Here is a 22,674-nt window from a genome sequence, read left to right as displayed (position 1 = left end):
CTTAAGCGGCCTCCGTCTCGGAGGTCGATTGCCGGACGCCGCTGGCGATAAATGCCTCGATATCTTCGTCGCGGTAGCAGATCTTCCCGCCGATACGGACGAAGCGGGGGCCTTTGCCCTGAATGCGCCAGTTGGAAAGCGTGCCATCGGCCACGCACAAGATCTTGGACGTTGCCTTACTGTCCCTAAGTGCCATCTTTCACCCATCGGGTTTGCCGGTGTTGCCGGCGTGCTTCGGATGGGTGCAAATATGAGTGCGTCGTTCTGCGTTGAGAATCGATAAGCCCGGTCGCTAATCGGTCGCTAATTCCGTCTTCCGTATCCGAGCGATTAGACGACGCACGCGGCGGGCGTGAACCGAGGTTTTGACGTTCCTTCCGTCAAATCCTTTGAATGCGATCGCTTCGTCAATCAGCTTTTCAACTGATTTCCCAGGCTGCGGCTGCGCGAGGTACATTCGCGCGATGGTGAGGTCATTCATCGGCACCCGTTCCGCTGGGCGCCGTCCCGCCTTGCTCTTAGGCTGTCGCAGCTCGGCTTTCAAAGCGTCTATTTCGCTCGACTTCGCCTTGGCGAAATTGGCCGCGCGAAGGGCATTTGGTCGCGCCCATAGAAGCCCGATATGGAAATAGCACTCATCCCCTAGATCGGTGGCCCTCCGCCTGACGTCATTCAGCTTTTTTGGAGGCAGCGTCGATGACTCTAAGAGGGCTCTTAACCCGTCCAGCGACAGCGACAGCTCGAATAAGCTGTCATGTCCGCTCATGACCGCGCCTCGAACTGCAAGACATTGTCCGCCGGCGGGTTGAGGATGATCGAGAGCAGCCCGGCCAGCTTCTCCAGCGCGTCCCGCTTTTCCGCGGCGTAGCTGTACCGGTCATACACACGGCGGATGCCCGGCAGTTTGTGGCCGAGAACCAGCTCCGCAATGTCGCTGTTGACGCCGGCGCGCGACATGAGGCTGCGCGCGGTGCGCCGCAAGTCATGCAGACGCCATTCCGCCATCGGCTTCAGTTGATCCGCCTTGCGTTGCTTGGCGATCACAGCACCGAGTTGGTTCTTGGCCTTGCTGTAGCCGCTGAAGGGCCTTTTGCCCTCGGTGGTCGAGAACACATAGCCGGACTTGCGGTCGCCAATCCATTGGCGGGCGTCGGCCGTTAATGGCACGGCATTGAGTTCGCCGGTTTTGTATCGCTCCCCGGGAATGATGAACGTATCGCCATCGATCTCTTCCGCTTGCATGAGACCGATCTCGTCGCGCCGTTGCGCCGTCAACAGCAGCACGCGAACCAGCTTTCGGAAGGGTTCGGGGCCAGCCTCGGAACTGTCGAGCGCCTTCCAGAGGCTGCGGATTTCATCGTCGGCTAGAATGCGGTCCCGCGCGCGGTCAGCAGGCTTGGTGCGGGCCATGCCCTTGACGATAGGCGAGGTGAACTCGTCATCCCGAGCCATCTGCCAATTGAACGCCTTGCGCACGTATGCGAGCACGCGGTCGGCGGTGACGGCAAGCTCGCCGTCCTTGCCCTCGATCGCGTCGAGCATGTCCACGATGTCACGGCGCTTGAGGTCATAGATGGATTTGCTGCCGATCTTGGGGCGCACATAGTCATCGAGGCATTGCTTGACCGTGGCGGCGCTGCGGAGGCTTTCCACGTGGCGCTTGACGAATTGGTCCAGGACGACGTTGACGGTGTTCTGAGCGGCCTGTTTCGCCTGATGAGCCTTTTCCCGCTCAGCCAGTTTGGCGGCGCCCGGATCCTTCCCGCCGGCGACTTGGCCTTGGAATACCTTTGCCTGCGCGCGCGCCGTGTCCGCGGTGGTGCCGCTCTGGCCGTGCACGCCCAGCGCCAACCACCATTGCTTGCCGTTCTTCCGGTAGCGGAACCCGTAGGAGACTTTGCCGCTCGGCAGCTTGCGGGCAACGAAGCCGTCAATCTTGGTGTCGACCAGCAGGGCGCCGGCCGGCAGAGCATCCACTGAGGTTTTGCTGATCAATTGCTTCACGTTGAGTCCTCCAAATCCCGTGCACACGATCATGCACACACTGCGGAGTGAATTCAAGTGAAGTTGGGTGGTTTGGAGTGGACAGCGATTAAGACTTGTATTGTAGTGTTTTCTCTGCGTTTCGCGCTAAATCAGAGTCGGCTCAACAACTTAGGAGGGGTAAATACATCCGACTGTTAATCGGATGGTCGCTGGTTCGAATCCAGCCCGGGGAGCCAAATTCCGCTTTCTTACCAATGATTTGTGGGTCGCTGTTGATGTGACGCGCGACGTCGCTCGACCAAGTTCGCAGCCTCGAGGCATCCGAACCCAGCGCAGAATCGCGTTCAAGCGGACGTGTCCTGCACGGCACCAAATCGACTTAATTCAATTCGAGCTTTGCGGGGCCGGACTCTTACGGAGCTGATTCCCATGCCCGACATCGAGATCGAACGTGTCCAACTGGCCCCTTCGATTTTGCCGGCGGATGTTCCTGAATTGAGCGACGATGAGTGCCTCGCGTGTCTTGCTCGCGCGGTCGAGAGCTCCGATTCAGCGCGACTGGACGAAGTGGCAGCCCTGATCGGCCGCCTTGCCGTCGCGATCGAATAGGACCTCTCTCCTCCGCCGCCATGCGCTGTGCAACCGTTGGCGGACCGGCCAACGGACGTGTTGCGTTTTCGCGGAGCCTGCTCCAAAGATGCCGCCAATCCATCTCCGCGGCATCGTCCGCCTTGCAGGGTCCGCAAATGTCCGGTTTCTCGACCGCGCGCCAAAAAATGGTCGATGGCCAGGTGCGCACCAATGACGTCACCGATCGCCGCATTCTCGATGCCATGCTCACGGTTCCCCGTGAGCTGTTCGTGCCTGCGAGCCGGCAGGCCCTGGCCTATCTCGACATCGATCTCGACGTCAGCGAGAGCGGCGCCAAGCGCTTCCTGATCAAGCCGCAACTTACCGGCAAGCTGCTTCAGGCCGCCGAGATCGGCGAGGACGACAACGTGCTGGTCGTTGGCTGCGCCACCGGTTACCTCGCCGCGCTCACTGCCAAGCTTGCGCGTCAGGTCACCGCAACGGAAAGCGATTCGGCTCTGGTCGCGAAAGCCAGGGAAGCCGTCGCCAACCTGGGGCTCACCAATGTGACCTGCAAAGCCGCGGCCTGTGTCGACGGCGACGCGTCCGCCGCACCCTATGACGTGATCGTCCTCAACGGCGCCACCGAGGTGACGCCGGACGGCCTGTTTGGGCAACTTCGGGAAGGTGGACGCCTGGTCGGGGTCTCGGCCGAATCACGGCCGTCGCGCGCCATGATCGTGACCCGTTCCCACGGCGAATTCGGCTATCGTCCGTTGTTCGACGCGGCGGCTCCGGTGCTGCCCGGCCTGGAACGGGCCGCCGCCTTCGTCTTTTGACGGCCGAAATCCTGTTAAAATACCGTTCTGAATCAGAAGTGTGGCCGGGATGCTGCACGTGAAGAGTTTCCGCTGAGAACCACCCCGAGGTAGTTCCGTCGCGCTTGACCGCGTCCTATGTTGCTACGGGGCAACGACTCCACTCGGATACGGTATCCAGGTTCGCGGGCACGAGCTTGGCGTGAGAATGAACGGAATTTCAGGGATGCATGGGGTGAAGCTTTTCACCGGAGCAGCGGTTTCGGTCCTCCTGGCGGCACTTGCCGGGCCGACGCCTGCATTAGCGGATACGATCGAGGCTGCGCTGGTGCGCGCCTATCAAAACAATCCGCAGCTCAACGCGCAGCGCGCCCAGGTGCGCTCGACCGACGAGAACGTGCCGCAGGCCCTGTCGGGCTATCGCCCCAAGGTCAATCTGAGCCTCAGCACCGGCTATCAATATCAGGACATTCAGGCGGTGCAGAAGGGCCTGGGGATCCATAGCGATCCGCCGCTGCAGCCCAACGCCGCCAGCCTGACCGTCAACCAGACCGTCTATAACGGCAACCAGACTGCCAACAAGACGCGCGCGGCGGAAAGCCAGGTCTCGGGAGCGCGCGAGGCTTTGCGCGTGCTCGAGCAGACGGTGCTTCTGCAAGCTGCAACGACCTACATGGACTACCTGCGTGATTCGGCGACGCTCGAGGTTCAGCGCAGCAACGTGCGCGTGCTCGAGCAGACGCTCAAGCAGACGCGCGATCGTTTCAATGTCGGCGAGGTCACGCGCACAGACGTCGCGCAATCCGAAGCGCAGCTGGCTGCCGGCAAGACCCAGGCACTGACCGCCGAATCGAATCTCACGACGACGCGTTCTAACTTCCGCCGGATCATCGGGAACGAGCCTTCGAACCTGGCCCCGGGTTCGCCGGTTGATCGCTTCCTGCCCACTTCGATCGCCTCTGCAGTCAATCTCAGCCTGGTGGAGAACCCCAACGTCACGGCCTCGATGTATGGCATCGACGTCAACTATCTCCAGGTCAAGATCAACGAAGGTGCGCTGTTGCCGACGGTCACGGTTCAGGCCGGCATCAGCCAGTCGTATCAGCAGACCCTGACCGTTTTCCGAACGACGTCCGCCTCCGCCATCGCGACAGCGTCCGTGCCGATCTTTCAGGGCGGTGCTGAATACGCGCTGATCCGGCAGTCGAAGGAAAACCTGGCGCAGCAGCGACTGAACCTCGAAACCACCCGCGATCAGACCCGGGCCAACGTCGTGCAGGCCTGGGGTCAGCTGGAAGCCGGCAAGGCGCAGGTGCAGTCCGCGCAGGCGCAGGTGACGGCCTCCGAGATCGCGCTGAACGGCGTGCGCGAAGAAGCCAAGGCCGGCCAGCGCACCACGCTCGACGTGCTCAACGCGCAGCAGGCGCTGGTCAACGCGCGCGTTGCGCTCGTCACAGCTCAGCATGACCGCGTGGTCGCGTCCTACTCCGTGCTCAATGCGGTTGGTCGCCTCGCGCCGCAGGTGCTCGGCCTCAACACCACTGTATACGATCCCAGCGTGCACTACCACCAGGTTCGCGACAGCTGGGCCGGCGTGCGCACGCCTGACGGGCGCTGATTGCCGTAGTTCTCCGGTCGGCCTCGCAAACAGTCGACGCCGACCGGTGCTTTGCTTGCAATCATCAAAATCCCTGACATAGCCTTGCCAAGAAGCTGCGGGTCGATTCGCTCCGCATCCGATGTTGCGTGGGTACTGCGTGAGTGACGGGGCAGGGGCGCGCCGCCTGACGCTGAGCCGTGATCTGGGGACAAGTCTGGCTGTCGCGACGAAAATGTCGGGGCACACGTCCGGAACCGGCCAATCCTGTCGTGCTTGGTGTAAAACAACGCATGCGAGGGCGTTGATGATGTGGAGTCGGAGATGACGCAGCCTGCAAAGGTCACAGAGCCCTCCATGGAGGAGATTCTGGCCTCGATCCGGCGCATCATTGCCGATGATGAGGCCAAGCCGCCGCCGGCAGAAGCTGCCAAGCCCGCACCGGCGCCGGCCGCGCCCGCACCAAAGCCGCAGGCGATGGCCGACATACCGCCGTCCAAAGTCGCCGCGCCTGCAAAACCGGCGGCTGAAAAGCCCGCGCCGCCACCGGCTGCCAAGCCCGCTGCGCCGCCGCCTCAGCCCGCGCCTGCGGCGGATGCCGGCCCCAACAACCAGGACGATATCGACGCGCTGCTGGCGGGCCTCGACGAGGCGACGCCTGCGCCTGAGGTGCGGGCCCCGGAACCGGAGCCTGAGCCTGAGCCTGAGCCCGACGTGCTCGAGCTGACCGATGAGATGGCGATGGATCCCGCACCGACACCGGCACCGCCGCCGCCGAGCTTCCGCAGGGTCGAGCCGCGCGATGACCTCGAATTCGCCGAAGCGCCGCCGCCCCGTCCGGCGCCCGCGCCATCCTATGCGCCGGTGGATTTCGACGGGCCGCCGCTGCCGCCACAGCAGCCGATCCTGGCCCAGTCGACCGTCTCGGCAGTCGAGTCCGCCTTCAACTCTCTGGCTCACACGGTGCTTAGCAGCAACGCCCGGACGCTGGAGGATCTCGTCAAGGAAATGCTGCGTCCGATGCTGAAATCCTGGCTCGACGACAATCTGCCCGGCTTGGTCGAACGCATCGTGAAGGCCGAAATCGAGCGGGTCTCGCGCGGCGGTCGCTGAAGCAGGCCCCTCGGCCCCGATAAAGCCCTGCTCCCGTGTCATACTTGACCTGCCGGTCGGGCCGGAAAGCCCTTCTGCCGCCGAGCTTTCCGTTGACTTGAACCCCGCGTGCGGCTTTCTAGCAGCCCCATGATCGAGAAAAACTACCAGCCCGCCGATATCGAAACCCGCATGTCCGTCGTGTGGGAGGACAGCCTTGCCTTCAAGGCCGGCCGTCCCGACCGCCGCGACGCGGTGCCCTTTACCATCGTGATCCCGCCGCCGAACGTGACGGGCTCGCTGCACATGGGCCACGCGCTCAACAACACGCTTCAGGACATCCTGTGCCGGTTCGAGCGCATGCGTGGCCGCGACGTGCTTTGGCAGCCCGGGACCGACCATGCCGGCATTGCCACCCAGATGGTGGTGGAGCGGCAGCTGCTGGAGCGCCAGCAGCCGGGCCGCCGCGAGATGGGCCGCGAGAAATTCCTGGAGCGGGTCTGGCAGTGGAAGGCCGAGAGCGGCGACACCATCATCAACCAGCTCAAGCGCCTCGGCGCCTCCTGCGACTGGTCGCGCGAGCGCTTCACCATGGACGAGGGCCTGTCCAAAGCGGTGGTCAAGGTGTTCGTCGAGCTGCACCGCGACGGCCTGATCTACAAGGACAAGCGCCTGGTGAACTGGGACACCAAGCTCTTGACGGCGATCTCCGATCTCGAAGTGCAGCAGACCGAGGTGAAGGGCCACCTCTGGTATCTGCGCTATCCGATCGAGGGCAAGACGTTCGACCCGGAGGATCGCTCGACCTTCATCGTGGTCGCTACGACGCGTCCTGAGACCATGCTCGGCGATACCGGCGTTGCCGTGCATCCCGAGGACGAGCGCTATTTGAAGCTGATCGGAAAGAACGTGATCCTGCCGCTGGTCGGCCGCAAGATCAGGATCGTTGCCGACGAATATTCCGATCCCGAGAAGGGTTCGGGTGCGGTCAAGGTGACGCCGGCGCACGACTTCAACGACTTCGAGGTCGGCAATCGTCACGGCCTGCGCCGCATCAGTGTGCTCGACAGGGAAGGTTGCCTCGATCTCGTCGACAACGAGGATTACCTGCGCGACCTGCCGGAAGGCGCCTCGCAATTCGCCGAGGAGTTCAACAAGGTCGACCGCTTCGCGGCGCGCAAGCGCATCGTCGAGCGGCTGGAATCCTTCGGCTTCATCGAGCGGATCGAGCCGCACACCCACATGGTGCCGCACGGCGATCGCTCCAACAGCGTGATCGAGCCGTACCTGACCGACCAGTGGTACGTCGACGCCAAGACGCTGGCGAGGCCTGCGATCGCGGCGGTGCGCTCGGGCGAAACCTCGTTCGTGCCGAAGAACTGGGAAAAGACCTATTTCGAATGGATGGAGAACATCCAGCCCTGGTGCATCTCGCGCCAGCTCTGGTGGGGCCATCAGATCCCGGCATGGTATGGCCCCGACGGCAAGGTGTTCGTCGCGGAGACCGAGGAAGAGGCGATCAGCCACGCGCTCGGCTACTACGTCGAGCAGGAAGTGATCACGGCCGAGCAGGGCCGCGAGATGGCGCTCGACCGCAACAAGCGTGAAGGCTTCATCACCCGTGACGAGGACGTGCTCGATACATGGTTCTCTTCGGCGCTGTGGCCGTTCTCGACGCTCGGCTGGCCCGAAGACGCGCCTGAAGTCAAGCGCTACTACCCGACCAACGTGCTGGTCACCGGCTTCGACATCATCTTTTTCTGGGTCGCCCGGATGATGATGATGGGCCTGCACTTCATGAAGGAAGTGCCGTTCTCGACGATCTACATTCACGCCCTCGTCCGCGACGAGAAGGGCGCCAAGATGTCGAAGTCGAAAGGCAACGTCATCGATCCGCTCAACCTGATCGACGAATACGGCGCGGACGCGCTGCGCTTCACGCTGGCGGCGATGGCGGCGCAGGGACGCGACATCAAGCTCGCCACCAGCCGCGTCGAGGGCTATCGCAATTTCGCGACCAAGCTGTGGAATGCCTCCCGCTTTGCGGAGATGAACCACTGCGCCGTGCCCGAGGGGTTCGAGCCGGCCAAGGCGAAGGAAACGCTCAACCGCTGGATCGCCCATGAGAGCGCGCACACCACGCGCGAGGTGACCGAGGCCATCGAAGCGTATCGCTTCAACGATGCCGCCGGCGCGATCTACCGCTTCGTCTGGAACGTCTATTGCGACTGGTATGTCGAACTCGCGAAGCCCGTGCTGCTCGGTCCTGATGGCCCCGTCAAGGACGAGACCCGCGCCATGGTCGCGTGGGCGCGTGACGAGATCCTGAAGCTGCTGCATCCCTTCATGCCCTTCATCACCGAGGAGCTGTGGGAGGTGACGGCCAAGCGCGACGGTCTGCTCGCTTTGGCGCCGTGGCCGCTGAAGCGGTCCGAACCGACGGCGGAGCAGCTCGCGATGCTCGCGGCGGCGGCCGGGCCGACCGATCCGCTGGTGTCGCCGGCGTTCGTGATGCCGATCTTCGATCATGCCGACTTCACCGATCCCAAGGCGGAAGCCGAGATCGGCTGGGTGATCGACCTCGTGACGCAGATCCGCTCGGTGCGCGCCGAGATGAACATCCCGCCGTCGACGCTGACAGCGCTTGTGCTCGCAGGCGCGTCGGCCGAAACCAAGGAGCGCGCTCCGCGCTGGACTGACGTCATCAAGCGCATGGCGCGGTTGTCGGACATTTCGTTCGCCGATCGCGCTCCTGATGGAGCCGTCCAGCTCCTCGTGCGCGGCGAGGTCGCCGCGTTGCCGCTCAAAGGCGTTATCGACGTCGCCGCCGAGCGCACGCGCCTCGACAAGGAGATCGCGAAGGCCGACGCCGACATCAAGCGGGCTGAGTCGAAACTCGCGAACGAAAAGTTCGTCGCCAACGCGGCCGAAGAGGTCGTCGAGGAAGAGCGCGAGAAGCGCGAGGCAGCGCTGGCCCGCAAGGCCAAGCTGCTCGAGGCGCTGGAACGGCTGAAGCAGGCGTCGTAAGTCTATTTCGGAAACGGCTTGCTGAGGAATTTCGAGCCCCTGACGCCATAGCGCCAGGGCAGCTCGACCGCCTTGGTGATGCCGATCCGGATTCCGGTTGCCACCTCGACGTCCTCGGTCCGCGCATGCAGTGAGATCGGCGGCCGGTCCAGGGGCAGGGTGTTGTGCGCGATGGTGATCCCGAGCGCCTCCGTCAGCTTGCCCGGGCCCGAGCACAACGCATGCACATCCTGGAGATGACGGCGGCGCCGCATTGCCGCGATCCCATGCGTCGGTTCCAGCGCGCGGATCAAGACTGCGGCGGCGGTGCCTATTTCCTCGCAGACGAAGTTCACACACCAGTGGATGCCGTAGGAGCGATAGACGTAAGCGAAGCCGGGCGGACCGAACATGATCTGGTTCCGCGGCGTCGGGCCATTGTAGGAGTGCGCCGCCGGCTCGGTATGATGATAGGCCTCGACCTCGACGATGATCCCGCCGACGCCATCGACCAGCATGGTCGCGCCAATCAGGTCGTGGGCGACCTCGCGGACGCCGCGGTCGAAAAAACCGCGCTTCAGGGCCTTGCCGAGCCGCGGTGTGGAAGTCTTCGAGGTTGGAGCCATTCGAGGTGAGAATCGCCTGAGAACAGAGCAGGATATTGCCCATATCTGCCATGTTCCCTGAGGCGGCGCGAGCCGGGTTGCGGCAGGCAGCCAGACCGACTAGGTAGGACCTGAACAGACCGGACAGATCATGGTCGTTATTGTCGATACCATCACGAACCCGTTGCGCCCGCGTCACCCCGAAAAGGTGAATCGGCCGGACTCGACTTCGCCGCCGAAGCCGGACTGGATCCGCGTCCGCGCGCCGAATGCCCGCGGCTATGCCGACACCCGCAACATCGTGCGCGCCAACGGCTTGCACACGGTGTGCGAAGAAGCGGGGTGTCCAAACATCGGCGAGTGCTGGGACAAGAAGCACGCGACCTTCATGATCATGGGTGACACCTGCACCCGGGCCTGTGCGTTTTGCAACGTCAAGACGGGCCTGCCCAATGCGCTCGATGCAGCCGAGCCGCAGAATGTCGCCGAGGCCGTCGCCAAGCTTGGCCTTGCCCACGTCGTCATCACCTCGGTCGACCGCGACGATCTCGCCGACGGCGGCGCCGAGCACTTTGCCCAGACCATTCGCGCGATCCGCACGGCGTGCCCGTCGACCACGATCGAGATCCTGACGCCCGACTTTCTGCGCAAGCAAGGCGCGCTGGAGGTGGTCGTTGCCGCGCGGCCCGACGTCTTCAACCACAATCTCGAGACCGTACCGTCGCGTTACCTGACGGTGCGGCCGGGCGCGCGTTACTTCCACTCCATCCGGCTCCTGCAGCGGGTCAAGGAGCTCGATCCCACCGTCTTCACCAAGTCCGGCATCATGGTCGGCCTCGGCGAGGAGCGCCACGAGGTGCAGCAGGTGATGGACGATCTGCGCTCGGCCGACGTCGACTTCCTGACCATCGGGCAGTATCTCCAGCCGACCCGCAAGCATCACGCCGTGATGCGCTACGTGCCGCCGGACGAGTTCAGCTCTTACGAGAAGGTCGCCTACACCAAGGGCTTCCTGATGGTATCGGCAAGCCCGCTCACCCGCTCGTCGCATCACGCCGGCGAGGACTTTGCGAGATTGAAGGCCGCGCGGGCCGCAGCGGCCCGCTAGACTGACATGCCCAAATTTTCGAGCAAGCGCCGTGTCACTCACAGCGCATCCGAGATGTTTGATCTGGTCGCCGATGTCGAGCGCTACCCGGAATTCGTGCCGCTGTGCAGCGCGCTGAAAATCCGCCAGCGCATGGCCAAGCCCGACGGCACCGAGGTGCTGGTCGCCGACATGACGGTGTCGTTCAAGCTGGTCAAAGAATCCTTCACCAGCCGCGTGACGCTCGACCGCGCCAATCTGAAGATCCTGGTCGAATATCTGCAAGGTCCGTTCAGCAATCTCGAAAACCGCTGGACGTTCGAGCCGAAAGGCCAACAGGAAGGCAACGACTTTTGCGACGTCGGCTTCTTCCTCGCCTATGAATTCAAGAGCCGCGTGCTGGCGATGCTGATGGGCTCGATGTTCGACGCAGCGTTCGCGCGGTTCTCCACCGCGTTCGAAAAGCGCGCCGACGCGATCTACGGCCGGCCGAAACTGGCGTCCTCGTAGCACGTTCTCTCGCCGTCGTCATCGCGAGGAACTCGCGATGACGGAGTACGAGGCCTGCACAGAGGGTCATTCGCTCTCGTCTCAATTTGCAGACACACCTTCTCATCCTCGCGGCGAGTTGCGCCCGAGCTTTGCATCACCGTGTCACCCCCTGATGTCAGAGGGTGCAGGGAAGACCGGGTGCCGGCTGGCACCCGCGGTCCACTGTGCGATATCTGCGCTACAAGAGACTGCACAGCGGCATACAGGTGAAGCCAAAACATCCGGCCTTCCCTGCGCAGGGGGAAAATTAATATGCCCGCGCACGCGCACGCACATGGACGCACTCGTCATCTCATTGATTATTCGAAACTTCTGTCCCCATAATGTCCCACGCATGCGTCGGCGTGCGCGGACACAATCGCGACACATCGCGAGAACGGGGACAAATCATGGCTCGCAAAGTCAGCTTTAGCGCCCTCGAAAGCCGCAGTGCTCGCCTCCGCCTGAAAGTCCGCCGCAGGCCCTATAGCGGTCCATCACTCGCACGCGGCATCTCGTTGATGTATCGCCGCAACAAGACCAACGGCACTTGGGTCCTCAAGGCAAGCGATGGTCACGGCGCCTACTGGACGAAGGGCTTCGCGCTCGCCGACGACTTTGAAGATAGCAATACCAAGAGCGTGCTGACGTTCTATGAGGCCCAAGACGCCGCCAAGAAGATGGCGCGCGGCGATACCGATGCAGCGCCGATCACGGTGGACGTCGCCTTGACCGCCTACCGGCTCGACCTCGAAGCGCGCGGGGCCAACCCTTACAACGCAGAATGGCCGCGCCTGCACTTGAGCCCGACGTTGCTGCCAAGACCCGTTCAATTGCTTGTTCCGAACGAGTTGAAGAAGTGGCGTGATAGTCTGCTGCCCAAGATGGCGGCCTCAACGATCAATCGGCTCTGCCGCTGCCTTGCCGCCGCGCTCGAATTAGCCCGACAGCACGACGATCGCATTCAGAACCGACAAGCTTGGGAAGTCGGATTGGCTGGCTTGCCGGACGCTGTTGAAGCGCGCAACGTGATCTTGTCGGACGATCAGGTGCGGCATTTTATTGCCGCTGCATACACGCGAGGCGACAAGCTCGGCCTACTGATCGACGTCCTCGCGAATACCGGCGCGCGACCGTCACAGGTCGTGAGACTGCTCGTCGCGGACTTTCGCGACCATCCGACAAGGCCGCGTTTGATGATGCCAAAGTCAGCTAAGGGCGGCGGCAGGAACCGCAGCCAGAAGAAGCACGAGCGTTATAGCGTGGACATCACGACGCAACTCGCGACGAAGCTCAGAGCAGCAGCACGCGGCCGCATCGATACGGCTCCTCTACTGTTGCAGGAGGACGGCACGGCGTGGGGTCAAAATCCGGGTCAGAGATATCACCGTCAAGTTGACCAAATCGTCGTCGAAATTGGTCTCGACCCAGCTGACGCAACTGTCTACAGCTTGCGGCATTCCTCGATAGTGAGAATGCTTTTGAAGAACGTCCCAATCCGCTATGTAGCCTCGCTTCACAACACCAGCGTTCGCATGATTGAAGCACACTACTCGCGGTTTATTGTGGAACATGGCGATTTTCGTAACGCGCTGTTGCAGAACGAACCTCCGTCTGGCTCCAACATCGTCCCGTTGGCGAGTTGACCGGCAACGCAAGCGTCAAAGTTGTCGTCAAGCTTTGACCGCGCGCGTTAATCCGGAAGTTATCCACAAAGAGCCTGACACAGTGTCAGGATTGGCAATGCATTTGTCGCTAACTCAAGGTCATTTTCGGTAACTCGCTTCCCAAATCTCCGCGAAACACCAAAAGTGTCGAGCGTACAGCAACGCACGCGGAGAAACCAAAATGGGCCCCAAACTTACTAGTCGCAAGCCGAGCCATGCCACTCCGACGATTGAGGCCGATGCCTTGAGCATTGACGAGTTCTGCGCTCGTCACCGTATCAGCCGCACGCTTTTCTACAAGCTGAAGTCGGAGGGCTTGACGCCCGCCACGTTCAAGCTCGGCGCTCGCGTGTTGATCTCCCGCGAGGCCGCAGTGTCTTGGCGTCGTGCGCGTGAGAACGCGAACAGCGCGGCGTAGTCATAGAAATGGCGGCTCGCCACAAGCCGCCTTTAAAGCCGATCAGAACATCATTCACGCTGTTTTCCTATGGCCTCGTCACAGGTCATGGAAAACGATCACCCGTACCTCTGGAAAGGATACATCATGAACGATAGCACGAATTCATTTGAGGAAGCAAAGTTTGAAGAGCATTGCGCATTTGTTAGCACGGTAGCCGAAGTTCGCAATTATAGCGATCTGTTTGACCGTGACGAATGGGTGCCGAAGCTCGGCACCCCCGGCGCTGTTGCGCTTGAATTCGTGATGCGCGGCTGGAACCCTATCCCGCTCCCTCTCCGTAAGAAAGCGCCGATCGGCACCGATTGGCAGCACCAAGTCATCACCGGAAGCAAGGTTCAGCGCTTCTTCGGCGATAAGCCGCAGAACATTGGCGTGCAGCTCGGCTCCAAGTCGAGCGGTCTGACGGACGTTGATCTGGATTGTCCGGAGGCTGTGACTATTGCGCGCGCGGTTCTGCCAAAGACTGGTGCGGTCTTCGGTCGCTCCTCAAAGCGCGACAGCCACTACCTTTATAACACCGCCATTGCGGAGAGCCTCGATCAGGGCTCGTTGCCATTCAAGGACCCGATGAACAAGGCGATGTTGCTTGAGGTTCGTATCGGCGGTGGCAACAAAGGCGCCCAGACCGTCTTCCCCGGCTCGGTGCACGAGAGTGGCGAGCCCATCCGCTGGGAGGAGAATGGTGAACCTGCTCAGGTTGCAGACGATGAGCTGATGCGGCGAGCCAAGCTGCTGGCTGCACTCTGCTTGATTGCACGCTATTGGCCGGCGGCTGGCGGCCGCCATGACGCCGCCCTGACGGTCGGCGGGTTCCTTGCCCGGTGCGGCATCGACCTGCCGCACATCAAGCTGTACGCCGAGTACATCGCGCGAGCCGCGAATGACGAAGATTGGCGGGATCGCGTTCGGACAGCGCAGGATGCCGCGACTACCTACGACAAGGGTGACCGCACGCGCGGCTATCCCTCGCTGAAAGAGCTCTTTGGCGAGAAGGTCTCCGCCAAGATCGCCGAGTGGTTGGACCATAAGGAAGCGGGTGCAGCGCCCCCTAATGCGTGGTCACAGACGCCCCACAGCAACCGCAGCATCGCGCAACCCCGTTCTGCGGGCATGTCGAATGACATCCTGACTGAAGACAGCGCCGCGCAGCAGTTCGTTGACTTGCACGGCGAAAACCTGCGCTACTGCCATACGCAGGGTTCATGGTTCTATTGGAATGGCATCTGCTGGAAGCCCGACAGCACCGGCCGCGCGTTCGACTTCGCCCGTAAGCTCGCTCGCCACCTTTCCGAGCACCAAGACGAGCGCAAGCGCTACATCACCAATAAAACCAGCTTCTCGGCCGGCGTCGAGCGCTTTTCCAAACACGATCAGAACGTCGCAGTGACCAACGAATATTGGGACCGCGATCCTTGGTTGCTGGGTACGCCCGGCGGCACGGTCGATCTGCGTACCGGCAAACTTCGTCCCAGCGTCCCGGAGGAGGGCATCACGAAGACCACAGCGGTGACGCCTGCTGATAACGGCTGCCCGCTTTGGCTCAGCTTCTTGAAGGAAGCGACAAACGGCGACGACGAACTGATCCGCTTCTTGCAGCAGTGGTGCGGCTATGCGTTGACTGGCGACACGTCGGAACACGCGCTCTTGTTCGTGTATGGTCCCGGTGGCAACGGTAAGAGCGTGTACCTGAACACCACATCGCATATTTTGCACGACTACGCGGCGGTGTCAGCGATGGAAACCTTCACGGCATCGGCCAACGACAAGCATCCGACTGACTTGGCGATGTTGCATGGCGCGCGCATGGTCACGGCTTCGGAAACTGAAGCTGGCCGGGCTTGGGCGGAAGCCCGCATCAAGCAGATGACAGGCGGCGATCGCATCAGCGCGCGGTTCATGCGGCAAGACTTCTTCACCTACATGCCTCAGTTCAAGCTGACGATCATCGGCAACCACAAGCCGACCCTGACCAACGTCGATGAAGCCGCTCGCCGGCGGTTCAATATCGTGCCGTTCGTCCATAAGCCCTCCACGCCCGATCGTCAGCTTCCTGAGAAGCTGCTGACTGAAGCTCCGGGCATCTTGCACTGGATGATTGAGGGCTGTCTTGACTGGCAGAAAAATGGTCTCGTTCGGCCGAGCTGCGTGATCGAGGCGACTGAGGAATACTTCAGCGATCAGGAGGTGTTTCCGCGTTGGCTGGAAGAGCAGTGCATTACTGGTGGTACGATTTCCGAAGCCAGCAGCACGCTTTACCGTTCGTGGTCTGAGTACGCCCGCTCGGTCGGCGCGAAGCCCGGCACGCAGGCGGATTTCAAGGAAAGCATGCGGAAAGCGGGCTTTGCCTACCGCAAACGCAACAATGTGCGTGAGTTTTGCGGCGTTGCCTTGAAGCCGGACGACGGCACTGATGCGTGAAATCTGTAGTCGGTGACAAGCGTGGCAAGAGTGACGGCTTTTTCTCATTACAAGATCGCGCGCGCGTGGGGTCGATAAAACGAAGACGGCTGTCACGGTTGTCCCGGCTGTCACCAAGGGGGACAGGCGTGGCAGGCGTGACACGTATTCGCCAAGGTTCTTCTCAGGCCACCCTCCATACGGGTGGCGCTTGCGCGCCCGGGCTCCCTAGTGCCAGCCTTTGCCCAAGGGTTGCTATTAATCATCACCACAACTTAGGAAATGATAATGACTGCAATCTCGACTGTGGTGCCCAAAGCGGCGGATGACCCCGCCGCTGGTCACGACCAGCATGCCGCCATCACCGAGCTAAAGCGCGCCATTGCGATGCTGACGGCGCGCGTTACACAGCTCGAACAGACGCCCGAAGAGTGGTTGCCCTTAAAGGCCGCCGCTCACGACGCGGATGTCTTGTACGAAACTGCACGCCTCTGGGCGAAGGCTGGGTTGATCCAAGCTCGCCGCGTGGGTAAGCGCTGGATCGTCAATGTGGTGACCCTCAAGGCCCGCAAGCAGCTCTTCACGCATTAAGTCTGGTCTGCCGTACAGTCATCAAGGCCGCTCCATCAGAGTGCGGGGCACCAACATTGGCGCCCGTCACAGCGAGGTGGCTTGCGATCGGGGCAAAGTCTCGCTGCTGGGCTGGCTGCGCCGGATCGACCGGCTCCGCCCGATTGATCGGCTTCTTCGGATTGACCGGCTCCATCAGTCTGATCTGCCTTATCTGCCTTATCTGCTTCGCTATCGTCGTCGCTATCCTCGTCCTCAGCTTGAGCAAAGAGCATGTTGGAATAGGAGTAGCAGCCGCGCAGGGAGTTTTGCACTCTCAAGCCCGAAACTCCGCTGCCCGATATGCCGGTTGCGGCCGGGCAGAGGCGGCCAAGCAGCCTTTGACCGTGAGTTGGCTGGGAGCTGATTATTAGTAGCGCGGAGAGCAAAAGTAGGGTTCGCAATGCAACCTCCTTGGGTAATGACCAATAGTTGCATGACCGGCCAGCGCACGCAATATGATTACACCAACATGGCAGCGACCTGACGGCTGATTATCTCCGCTCTCAACAATAAGCTGGGCTATTTGTTGCCTGCGTCGTCCCGGAGCCGCTTCACGTCAACAAATGCGTCAAATACCCCCCGTGACCGCAGGTCCTTCGGCAGCCCCAGAACGGCATGAATAAGTCGGATAGCTCCGTGCCATTCTTCTTCGGTCACCGGACCTTGCATATCCTCAGCATTCACGAAGTACAGGAACACTAAGCTGCTCTTCAAGCCGTTGAGCCGCGTCAAGAAGTAGTGGTGCGCGAGCCGGTTGGCATATTGATAGAAGAGGTTCGTCCAGATCGCGCTCGCTTTGGGTGCATAGAATTTTCGCGCTTCACTGAGGCTCTTCTCGATTAGCTCGAATGACTGCGGCGATGCCTTCGTCGGCGGTGACGCTGCTTCGGGAATGTGAGCCTTAGCCTCAACAAACACCGGGGTCTTGTCGGCAGTGAAACCAACCGCATCCCAAACCGGGCCGCGCGCAGGCCAGAACTCTGCAAGCGACTTTCTAAGGCCGGCGATCCCGGCTTTGCTAATGGCCGCCATATCGCGGTATTCGCGAAAGCCGTCGTCTCGAAGGGGAGATGCCCAAAGCACCGAAGCGGTTGGTCCAATGGCACCACTTAGCCGCAAAGCGCTTTCCAGAACTTCGGGCTTCTTGTTCACCGCAATCTGTAACCAACGCTGGCTGCCCGCCGACGCATAATCGCTCATCGGATCAAATCCCTTGTCAGTATCTAGCGGCCTAGCTATGGCTGCCGCCCGTTTTGTAAGAATTTGGTTTTCAATGTGTGCGACGCGCGCCGCACCCACCTACACTAGCTTCATCTCAAGGAGCTAGACAAATGGCATTCTTTAAATCATCGAACCCGGAAAAGGTGTTGCAGCGCGATATCGATGCCGCCAATGCAAATCGTGAACGCATTTCCGCCCGGCTTGCCGAGTGCGATCAGGCGGTCACACGTCATCAGGTGTCAGCCAAAGAGTGTGCGCTGTCGGGCGACGACGCCGGGCTGGACTTGGCCCAAGCCTCTCTTCGTGCTGCTCAAGATCGCGCCGTCACGCTGCGCAGCGCGCTGTCTGAGATCGATCAGCAGATCGCGAACCTTGAGCAAGCCAAAGCCGAAATCGCGGATCGAAAACTGCGTTCTGAGACGGCTGCGGAAGTTGAGCTGCTCGCCCGCAAGCTGGGCGAGCTTGGCGCCGAGTTTAACGAGGCGGCCGAGCGCCTTTCCAAGCACTCGCGGCGGGCTGTCCCGGTCATCTACGAAGCTCTTGGCATTGAGAACTTTGCGAAGGTCTGTCTGGCTGAGGTTCCGCAGGCTATTGATCTGGTGACCACGATGCTTCGCGCACATGCTGACGCCGTGCTCGCGGGCACTGCTCCGGCTAAGTTGCCATTGCCTGAGGAGCCGGTGGAAGCGCCGGCACCCGCTGCGCCGGAGGACCGCTTTCCTTACTTGCCCATCAAGCCGAAATTCGGTCTCAGCTAGGAGGTTTCTCTCTCATGAAATCAGCTCCGCCCGGTTGGCAGCCGCACCAGATCGTCTCCCGCATTGACGGCTGGATCGTCGATCCACAGAACACGAATGCCGTTCCGGCTCGCCTTGCCGAGATGATTGCTCGCGCAATGCCCCAACTTGCCGACGCTCGCGTCGCGGCTATCCGCGCACGGATGGTCGCGCGTCAATTGAAGGTTATCGGTCATGTCTGAGCACCGTTCGATCGAGGATGGCTTCGCTGACGATGCGGTCCATTCTGCCGGAGCTGGGGCCGCCGCCGACGATGAAATGATCGTTCCTGCGTCTGGCGGCGGTCCCGATGAGCAACCGGACGAGTACGACGAACTGCTTGCCGCGCTTGGTCGGACGAAGGAGCAAGATCAACGGATCGCGGTTCACGAAGCTGGTCATGCCGTCTGCGCGCGCTTGTTGGGCCACGAGGTTGGTGGCGTCACGATCAACCCGGACCCAATCCGTGGTTTCGAAGGCTTGTGTTGGGATGTCGGTCATGCAGAGGCATACTCTGACGGCCGGGGCGATGCCTCCGACGTTCGGGCTGTGATCGCTCCGATGATGCCTAAGGCCGGCGAAGACCGCCGTCCGATCGCTGACGTCTTTGGCAGTGTCTACTCCAAATGCATTGAATTCGTTGCCGGCCGTGCCGCCGAGCGATTGCTGATGGAAGGTAAGCCCTGCCGGCCTGTTGATGATCTTCGGCAGGCGCGTGAACTTGCCTTGCTGATCTGCTCTAGCGACGAGGCAATCGAGACGTTTCTTGCGCACTGTGACGTCGTTGCCCGTGATCTGCTGGCGCCCTACGGCGACGTCCTGATGGTGTTGTCCACGGTTCTGCGTATCAAGCGGACGCTGGGTGGCACGGAGATCGATGAGATCATTTCTGACGTGGTGACGCGCAAGGCGATGGCAGTTGAGAAAGCGCGCCGAAAGCGGTGGCAGCGCGCCCTTGAGCAAGCCCGCGCCTTTCGGACAACGGTGATCTGTCGCGGCGACGACGTCTTCATCTGATTGAGATGGGGCGGCCCGCATTAGTCAAGCCGAATTCGCGACGCCAGTTACGCGCTCGACGATGACAAAAATAAATTATGAAACGATGATTCTTCTTGCAACTGAGAAAATGCTGCGATCACAGACACATCAGAAGACGATCTTGCAATCCAACGGGGAAGTGCACTTGAGCTCACCCCGCAGTCGCATTTTGCGCCGTAGTGAGCTTGATCCACGCTCGTTCGATGAAGATCATTAACTCTGCGTCAAATCACTGAAAGAAAGCCAAAGGAGGATCACAATGAACCGACAGAAACACCGAGCGCAAAACACGTCGTCGCTGGCAAGCCCGCCGAAATTGTTTATGGAGGAGGTCAGCGCCAGTCATAGCGAGACTGGGCACGACGAACTCTATTTAGTGATGGATGGCGCTCGCGTGGCATATCGCGGTCATCCGGGAACATCTGAGGCTGGGCAGTGGATTTCGCTTGATCCGGCTATTCAGGTTCTTAACGGAGCCCCTGAGGGTATGCCCATCTACAGTGGAGGCGAGATCGAAGTGTTTCCTGAACCCAAAAGTTGCACGCAGTAGACAGCAGGGTAGTCGTTTGAAATGTTCTTCGCCCGGCGCTCACCGCGCCGGGCGGCCAGAAGCCGATGGATATCTAGGCGTCCTCGCACGATCAAGTGCAGTGGTCGGAGCCTGCCGCCACCACGGTCATCATTCGAGACGTTCCTGCACCAGCTTGACCAAACGGTCATTTGCTGCGTCGTTTCGCGCTAAGTAGCCCCTCTGCACGTTCACGAGAGGTGCAAACAGCGTTCCGCGATATCTTTTACCTCTTTCGAGTCCCCAAGAGGTCGCTGCCCGCATGCAGATCACAACGACTTCACCATTTTCCGCCTTCGGAAACAGCACGTTCTGCGCCCAGTCCAAGGACGCGCGACTTGATGGCAACGAAGTAACGGCACGCCAGTCTTTCACGCGGAGAGAATGATATGCACCGATGTTGAGCACGGCGAGCTTATGCCGGATTTCGTCGTAGTCGCCAAAGCGCTTCACGATACTCCTAAGCCATTTGCTTCCGTCACCTTCATCACGAAAGGGCTCTCGGCCCTTCCATCGGCGCATGTAGTAATCTTTTCCCTCCTTCGTATTGGCGTCGGAGAGGTCCAGTTGGCTGCTCAATCCGGGGGAAGCGAAGAGCAAAACGACCTTAGCGGTTTTCAAAGGGCCTCCAAATGCTGCCGGTAGGCACCTTAAGTCAAAGCCGTGCTTTTCAGCACCGAGACGCGCGAAGACATCTGCATCTGCTGGATGGATGCGTGAACCTCGCTCAATCCGCGACCAGAACTTGAAAATGTCGCTCATTGCGTTCCTCCGGTAACGCTGGTCGAGGTACGATATCTACGTAGTCACCCGTTATCAGAACTCACTAGCGGACGCTTCCCTTTCATTCGAGTGAGCCAGCGACTTTCTTCCGCGATTGGAGGTGGCATACCATTTCGGTCTTCGGCAACTTGCGGCGCATACGTCCTCGTCAACGACCAGACTAATGCGATTACCCAGCCAATGTTCGTTGAACCTCCAAAGATGTACATGGCAATGAGGGACGCAAGTCGTGCCGGCGGGTCATCCTTGGGGAGATAGTATGTCATCACGAGTAGATACACGAGCACAACGGCCCCAGCAGAGATATCGAGGGCTACAATGGCTTTTAGTTGATGATGACGACGCTCGGCAGCGACGAGGCTGGGGCTAGATAGATCAAAAGGGAAATGCCAATCAGTATCCAAAATGCTCCGTCCATCTAATTTCTCCGATCAATATCGCGGCCAAGCCGCGCTGCCTCAAGCAAACTATCGCATACAACGTGCAGTCCAGCTCGTATTGCTCGGCCCCGAACTCGAAGGGACATCAGCTAACTTGCAATCGAACTACCTCGACACGCCGCACCCCGAAAACGCTTCTGAGTAAGTCGATAGTTAAAGCGGAGAGTTTGTGTAACTCATTTGAGGGAAACCGCCGCTCATAAAGGCTTTCCATGCCCACGTCAGACGTATCAGCGATGAAATCGTTTGATAAAAACCATTCTCGGTCTGCATCGCGAAAGACTTCATCGCGTGGAAACACAACGACGGTTACGTATTCATCATCATCTGGCACCCACTGCACTAAGGCGCCTTGATCATCAAGAAGGAAATCCACGAGCGAGCCTGAACTAGCTCGTTGGGTCGCCTCAGAAATCAACAGCAGCCAAGTCTTTTCTGTTGGGCTCGCCTTTAGCTTACGACGTGCTCGATCGTTCCATTGGTCGATAGCCGCTCGATCCTCGTGTACTCTTGCGTCTGTATGTGAATGTCCACCTTCGGACCTGAGCATGTAATAGGTTGCAATTCCGACAATGACGACGGCTGCAACCAACGCACTGATCAGGATCTTCACCACCCAGTAGCTCAGCAAAATGGCTCCTGCGCCGATAACGAGCGCCGGCGCGAGAGCCACGGCGATAATTAGGAGCAAAATCAAAATGAATAATTGCACTATTGGCTCCAAAGTGACGCTAAGCAATTCCGTCCGGCCTTGGTCGGAGCGATACATGTGCCGCTCTTCCAAACTGAAGGGAGAGTGCACCGGCATGGAGATCCCAAACTATGGATCTGACTGGCGAAGCTCGCGCGCAGCTAGCTCGAACTCCAGTTCGCGAAGCTGCTCAATCAGCAATGCTACGATCTCCTCGTAGTCAGATCGCGATAGCGAGCTAATACCGCGTGATGTCATCTGCTCTTGGAGAATGGTTGCCATCATGGCTTTGACGCTCATTGGCGCCCCGTCTGAAAATCGAGTGGTCATCAAAACAATCTGAAGTAGAGACGAAACGGGAAAAATATGCAATGTCCGTAGAATTACGGGCAACGGTGCGGGCCTTTGCACTACAGACGGAGCAAACCCTCGACACTCGTACCCGAACAACCTGCCGTTCAGGCCGCTGCGGTTAGCCCGGCTCGCAGGCACGCCGGTCCTTGCCTTATTCCGGTACTGAAGCGGAAGTGATCCGCTGGCAAGGAAGGCATTTGTAGACCCGCACCGCCGGCCGACCTGCGATTGCTCGCAACGCTCCTAGCGGTACCATTTCGCGCGTGCATTTCTCACATGCTGGCAGTCGTTCGGTTTGGTCAGGAGGTAGCATAGCCGAGCCGTACCGGATTGGCGGCGGCGCGACACTTGGGAAATTTACGGGTGGGTGACTTG

At 60.5% G+C, this 22,674-nt stretch carries 23 protein-coding genes; 14 read left to right on the top strand and 9 right to left on the bottom strand.

Translation table 11 applies throughout. From position 1 onward, the window contains the following. Position 1: 1 nt before the first annotated feature. The 3 genes from QY049_RS03240 to QY049_RS03230 all read right to left on the bottom strand — a co-directional run bounded on the left by QY049_RS03240 (position 2) and on the right by QY049_RS03230 (position 2,004). Complete coding sequence (locus tag QY049_RS03240) at positions 2 to 154, bottom strand: hypothetical protein (RefSeq protein ID WP_301268888.1); 153 nt, start codon at positions 152 to 154, stop codon at positions 2 to 4. 138 nt (positions 155 to 292) lie between these two features. Next, entirely contained in the window at positions 293 to 766 is a 474-nt protein-coding gene (locus tag QY049_RS03235; RefSeq protein ID WP_301268887.1) for a hypothetical protein, read from the bottom strand. Continuing rightward, positions 763 to 2,004 (bottom strand): site-specific integrase, encoded by a 1,242-nt coding sequence (locus tag QY049_RS03230; protein ID WP_301268886.1) that lies wholly within the window; start codon positions 2,002 to 2,004, stop codon positions 763 to 765. The genes QY049_RS03235 and QY049_RS03230 overlap by 4 nt, the downstream gene beginning before the upstream one ends. A 411-nt stretch (positions 2,005 to 2,415) precedes the next feature. Between QY049_RS03230 and QY049_RS03225 the strand changes: the two genes are divergently transcribed. The 5 genes from QY049_RS03225 to QY049_RS03205 all read left to right on the top strand — a co-directional run bounded on the left by QY049_RS03225 (position 2,416) and on the right by QY049_RS03205 (position 9,090). Then, complete coding sequence (locus tag QY049_RS03225) at positions 2,416 to 2,595, top strand: hypothetical protein (protein WP_301268885.1); 180 nt, start codon at positions 2,416 to 2,418, stop codon at positions 2,593 to 2,595. Positions 2,596 to 2,732: 137 nt separating this feature from the next. After that, a complete protein-coding gene (locus QY049_RS03220; RefSeq protein WP_301268884.1) occupies positions 2,733 to 3,395 on the top strand; it encodes a protein-L-isoaspartate O-methyltransferase in 663 nt (220 codons plus the stop codon). A gap of 205 nt (positions 3,396 to 3,600) precedes the next feature. Next, positions 3,601 to 4,992 (top strand): TolC family outer membrane protein, encoded by a 1,392-nt coding sequence (locus QY049_RS03215; RefSeq protein ID WP_194482742.1) that lies wholly within the window; start codon positions 3,601 to 3,603, stop codon positions 4,990 to 4,992. A gap of 303 nt (positions 4,993 to 5,295) precedes the next feature. Further along, positions 5,296 to 6,084 (top strand): PopZ family protein, encoded by a 789-nt coding sequence (locus QY049_RS03210; RefSeq protein ID WP_301268883.1) that lies wholly within the window; start codon positions 5,296 to 5,298, stop codon positions 6,082 to 6,084. A gap of 129 nt (positions 6,085 to 6,213) precedes the next feature. Further along, entirely contained in the window at positions 6,214 to 9,090 is a 2,877-nt protein-coding gene (locus tag QY049_RS03205) for a valine--tRNA ligase (RefSeq protein ID WP_301268882.1), read from the top strand. Between the two features lie 2 nt (positions 9,091 to 9,092). Here QY049_RS03205 and QY049_RS03200 read toward each other — a convergent pair whose 3' ends face one another. Continuing rightward, entirely contained in the window at positions 9,093 to 9,695 is a 603-nt protein-coding gene (locus tag QY049_RS03200; RefSeq protein ID WP_194475947.1) for a DNA-3-methyladenine glycosylase, read from the bottom strand. 130 nt (positions 9,696 to 9,825) lie between these two features. On the opposite strand from QY049_RS03200, the gene lipA reads away from it, so the two are divergent. From lipA to QY049_RS03170, 6 genes are all read left to right on the top strand, one after another. Beyond that, on the top strand, positions 9,826 to 10,782 hold the full coding sequence (lipA, locus tag QY049_RS03195) for a lipoyl synthase (RefSeq protein WP_301268881.1): 957 nt from the start codon (positions 9,826 to 9,828) through the stop codon (positions 10,780 to 10,782). Positions 10,783 to 10,788: 6 nt separating this feature from the next. After that, a complete protein-coding gene (locus tag QY049_RS03190; protein ID WP_194475945.1) occupies positions 10,789 to 11,271 on the top strand; it encodes a type II toxin-antitoxin system RatA family toxin in 483 nt (160 codons plus the stop codon). Between the two features lie 431 nt (positions 11,272 to 11,702). After that, entirely contained in the window at positions 11,703 to 12,938 is a 1,236-nt protein-coding gene (locus QY049_RS03185) for a site-specific integrase (RefSeq protein WP_301268880.1), read from the top strand. A 202-nt stretch (positions 12,939 to 13,140) separates the two neighbouring features. Then, complete coding sequence (locus QY049_RS03180) at positions 13,141 to 13,377, top strand: hypothetical protein (RefSeq protein WP_301268879.1); 237 nt, start codon at positions 13,141 to 13,143, stop codon at positions 13,375 to 13,377. A gap of 126 nt (positions 13,378 to 13,503) precedes the next feature. Continuing rightward, positions 13,504 to 15,837 carry a phage/plasmid primase, P4 family gene (locus QY049_RS03175; protein ID WP_301268878.1) on the top strand — a complete coding sequence of 778 codons (2,334 nt, stop codon included), beginning with the start codon at positions 13,504 to 13,506 and terminating at the stop codon, positions 15,835 to 15,837. Between the two features lie 267 nt (positions 15,838 to 16,104). Further along, entirely contained in the window at positions 16,105 to 16,407 is a 303-nt protein-coding gene (locus QY049_RS03170; RefSeq protein ID WP_301268877.1) for a hypothetical protein, read from the top strand. A gap of 540 nt (positions 16,408 to 16,947) precedes the next feature. Here the strand turns inward: QY049_RS03170 and QY049_RS03165 are convergent. After that, positions 16,948 to 17,628 carry a hypothetical protein gene (locus QY049_RS03165; protein ID WP_301268876.1) on the bottom strand — a complete coding sequence of 227 codons (681 nt, stop codon included), beginning with the start codon at positions 17,626 to 17,628 and terminating at the stop codon, positions 16,948 to 16,950. A 131-nt stretch (positions 17,629 to 17,759) separates the two neighbouring features. Here QY049_RS03165 and QY049_RS03160 point away from each other — a divergent pair, with 131 nt between their 5' ends. Next, positions 17,760 to 18,407: a hypothetical protein gene (locus QY049_RS03160; RefSeq protein WP_301268875.1), complete on the top strand. Its 648-nt coding sequence runs from the start codon at positions 17,760 to 17,762 to the stop codon at positions 18,405 to 18,407. 20 nt (positions 18,408 to 18,427) lie between these two features. Here QY049_RS03160 and QY049_RS03155 read toward each other — a convergent pair whose 3' ends face one another. Continuing rightward, a complete protein-coding gene (locus QY049_RS03155) occupies positions 18,428 to 18,604 on the bottom strand; it encodes a hypothetical protein (RefSeq protein WP_301268874.1) in 177 nt (58 codons plus the stop codon). Positions 18,605 to 18,620: 16 nt separating this feature from the next. Here QY049_RS03155 and QY049_RS03150 point away from each other — a divergent pair, with 16 nt between their 5' ends. Together QY049_RS03150 and QY049_RS03145 are read left to right on the top strand one after the other, a co-directional pair. Then, positions 18,621 to 19,442 carry a hypothetical protein gene (locus QY049_RS03150; protein ID WP_301268873.1) on the top strand — a complete coding sequence of 274 codons (822 nt, stop codon included), beginning with the start codon at positions 18,621 to 18,623 and terminating at the stop codon, positions 19,440 to 19,442. A gap of 280 nt (positions 19,443 to 19,722) precedes the next feature. Next, a complete protein-coding gene (locus QY049_RS03145) occupies positions 19,723 to 20,013 on the top strand; it encodes a hypothetical protein (protein ID WP_301268872.1) in 291 nt (96 codons plus the stop codon). Between the two features lie 129 nt (positions 20,014 to 20,142). Here QY049_RS03145 and QY049_RS03140 read toward each other — a convergent pair whose 3' ends face one another. The 3 genes from QY049_RS03140 to QY049_RS03130 form a co-directional block, all read right to left on the bottom strand. Then, the gene (locus QY049_RS03140) at positions 20,143 to 20,793 is read right to left on the bottom strand and encodes a hypothetical protein (RefSeq protein ID WP_301268871.1); all 651 of its coding nucleotides are present in this window, start codon (positions 20,791 to 20,793) and stop codon (positions 20,143 to 20,145) included. 546 nt (positions 20,794 to 21,339) lie between these two features. Continuing rightward, entirely contained in the window at positions 21,340 to 22,023 is a 684-nt protein-coding gene (locus QY049_RS03135; RefSeq protein WP_301268870.1) for a hypothetical protein, read from the bottom strand. Positions 22,024 to 22,074: 51 nt separating this feature from the next. Next, a complete protein-coding gene (locus QY049_RS03130) occupies positions 22,075 to 22,245 on the bottom strand; it encodes a hypothetical protein (RefSeq protein WP_301268869.1) in 171 nt (56 codons plus the stop codon). Positions 22,246 to 22,674 lie beyond the last annotated feature (429 nt).

The sequence above is a fragment of the Bradyrhizobium sp. WYCCWR 13022 genome (genome assembly GCF_030435535.1).
Classification (GTDB): Bacteria; Pseudomonadota; Alphaproteobacteria; order Rhizobiales; family Xanthobacteraceae; genus Bradyrhizobium.
Note: the sequence above shows the minus strand (reverse complement) of the source record. Positions and strands in the feature narration are given on the sequence as shown.

What these genes read in the sequence shown, in the direction of transcription:
- QY049_RS03160 (WP_301268875.1), top strand. Translation starts at nt 17,760, where the DNA reads ATGGCATTCTTTAAATCATCGAACCCGGAAAAGGTGTTGCAGCGCGAT.
- QY049_RS03145 (WP_301268872.1), top strand. Translation starts at nt 19,723, where the DNA reads ATGAACCGACAGAAACACCGAGCGCAAAACACGTCGTCGCTGGCAAGC.
- QY049_RS03185 (WP_301268880.1), top strand. Translation starts at nt 11,703, where the DNA reads ATGGCTCGCAAAGTCAGCTTTAGCGCCCTCGAAAGCCGCAGTGCTCGC.
- QY049_RS03150 (WP_301268873.1), top strand. Translation starts at nt 18,621, where the DNA reads ATGTCTGAGCACCGTTCGATCGAGGATGGCTTCGCTGACGATGCGGTC.
- QY049_RS03140 (WP_301268871.1), bottom strand. Translation starts at nt 20,793, where the DNA reads ATGAGCGACATTTTCAAGTTCTGGTCGCGGATTGAGCGAGGTTCACGC.
- QY049_RS03225 (WP_301268885.1), top strand. Translation starts at nt 2,416, where the DNA reads ATGCCCGACATCGAGATCGAACGTGTCCAACTGGCCCCTTCGATTTTG.
- QY049_RS03205 (WP_301268882.1), top strand. Translation starts at nt 6,214, where the DNA reads ATGATCGAGAAAAACTACCAGCCCGCCGATATCGAAACCCGCATGTCC.
- QY049_RS03200 (WP_194475947.1), bottom strand. Translation starts at nt 9,695, where the DNA reads ATGGCTCCAACCTCGAAGACTTCCACACCGCGGCTCGGCAAGGCCCTG.
- QY049_RS03210 (WP_301268883.1), top strand. Translation starts at nt 5,296, where the DNA reads ATGACGCAGCCTGCAAAGGTCACAGAGCCCTCCATGGAGGAGATTCTG.
- QY049_RS03180 (WP_301268879.1), top strand. Translation starts at nt 13,141, where the DNA reads ATGGGCCCCAAACTTACTAGTCGCAAGCCGAGCCATGCCACTCCGACG.
- QY049_RS03135 (WP_301268870.1), bottom strand. Translation starts at nt 22,023, where the DNA reads ATGTATCGCTCCGACCAAGGCCGGACGGAATTGCTTAGCGTCACTTTG.
- QY049_RS03165 (WP_301268876.1), bottom strand. Translation starts at nt 17,628, where the DNA reads ATGAGCGATTATGCGTCGGCGGGCAGCCAGCGTTGGTTACAGATTGCG.
- QY049_RS03130 (WP_301268869.1), bottom strand. Translation starts at nt 22,245, where the DNA reads ATGAGCGTCAAAGCCATGATGGCAACCATTCTCCAAGAGCAGATGACA.
- QY049_RS03220 (WP_301268884.1), top strand. Translation starts at nt 2,733, where the DNA reads ATGTCCGGTTTCTCGACCGCGCGCCAAAAAATGGTCGATGGCCAGGTG.
- QY049_RS03235 (WP_301268887.1), bottom strand. Translation starts at nt 766, where the DNA reads ATGAGCGGACATGACAGCTTATTCGAGCTGTCGCTGTCGCTGGACGGG.
- QY049_RS03215 (WP_194482742.1), top strand. Translation starts at nt 3,601, where the DNA reads ATGCATGGGGTGAAGCTTTTCACCGGAGCAGCGGTTTCGGTCCTCCTG.
- QY049_RS03190 (WP_194475945.1), top strand. Translation starts at nt 10,789, where the DNA reads ATGCCCAAATTTTCGAGCAAGCGCCGTGTCACTCACAGCGCATCCGAG.
- QY049_RS03175 (WP_301268878.1), top strand. Translation starts at nt 13,504, where the DNA reads ATGAACGATAGCACGAATTCATTTGAGGAAGCAAAGTTTGAAGAGCAT.
- QY049_RS03170 (WP_301268877.1), top strand. Translation starts at nt 16,105, where the DNA reads ATGACTGCAATCTCGACTGTGGTGCCCAAAGCGGCGGATGACCCCGCC.
- lipA (WP_301268881.1), top strand. Translation starts at nt 9,826, where the DNA reads ATGGTCGTTATTGTCGATACCATCACGAACCCGTTGCGCCCGCGTCAC.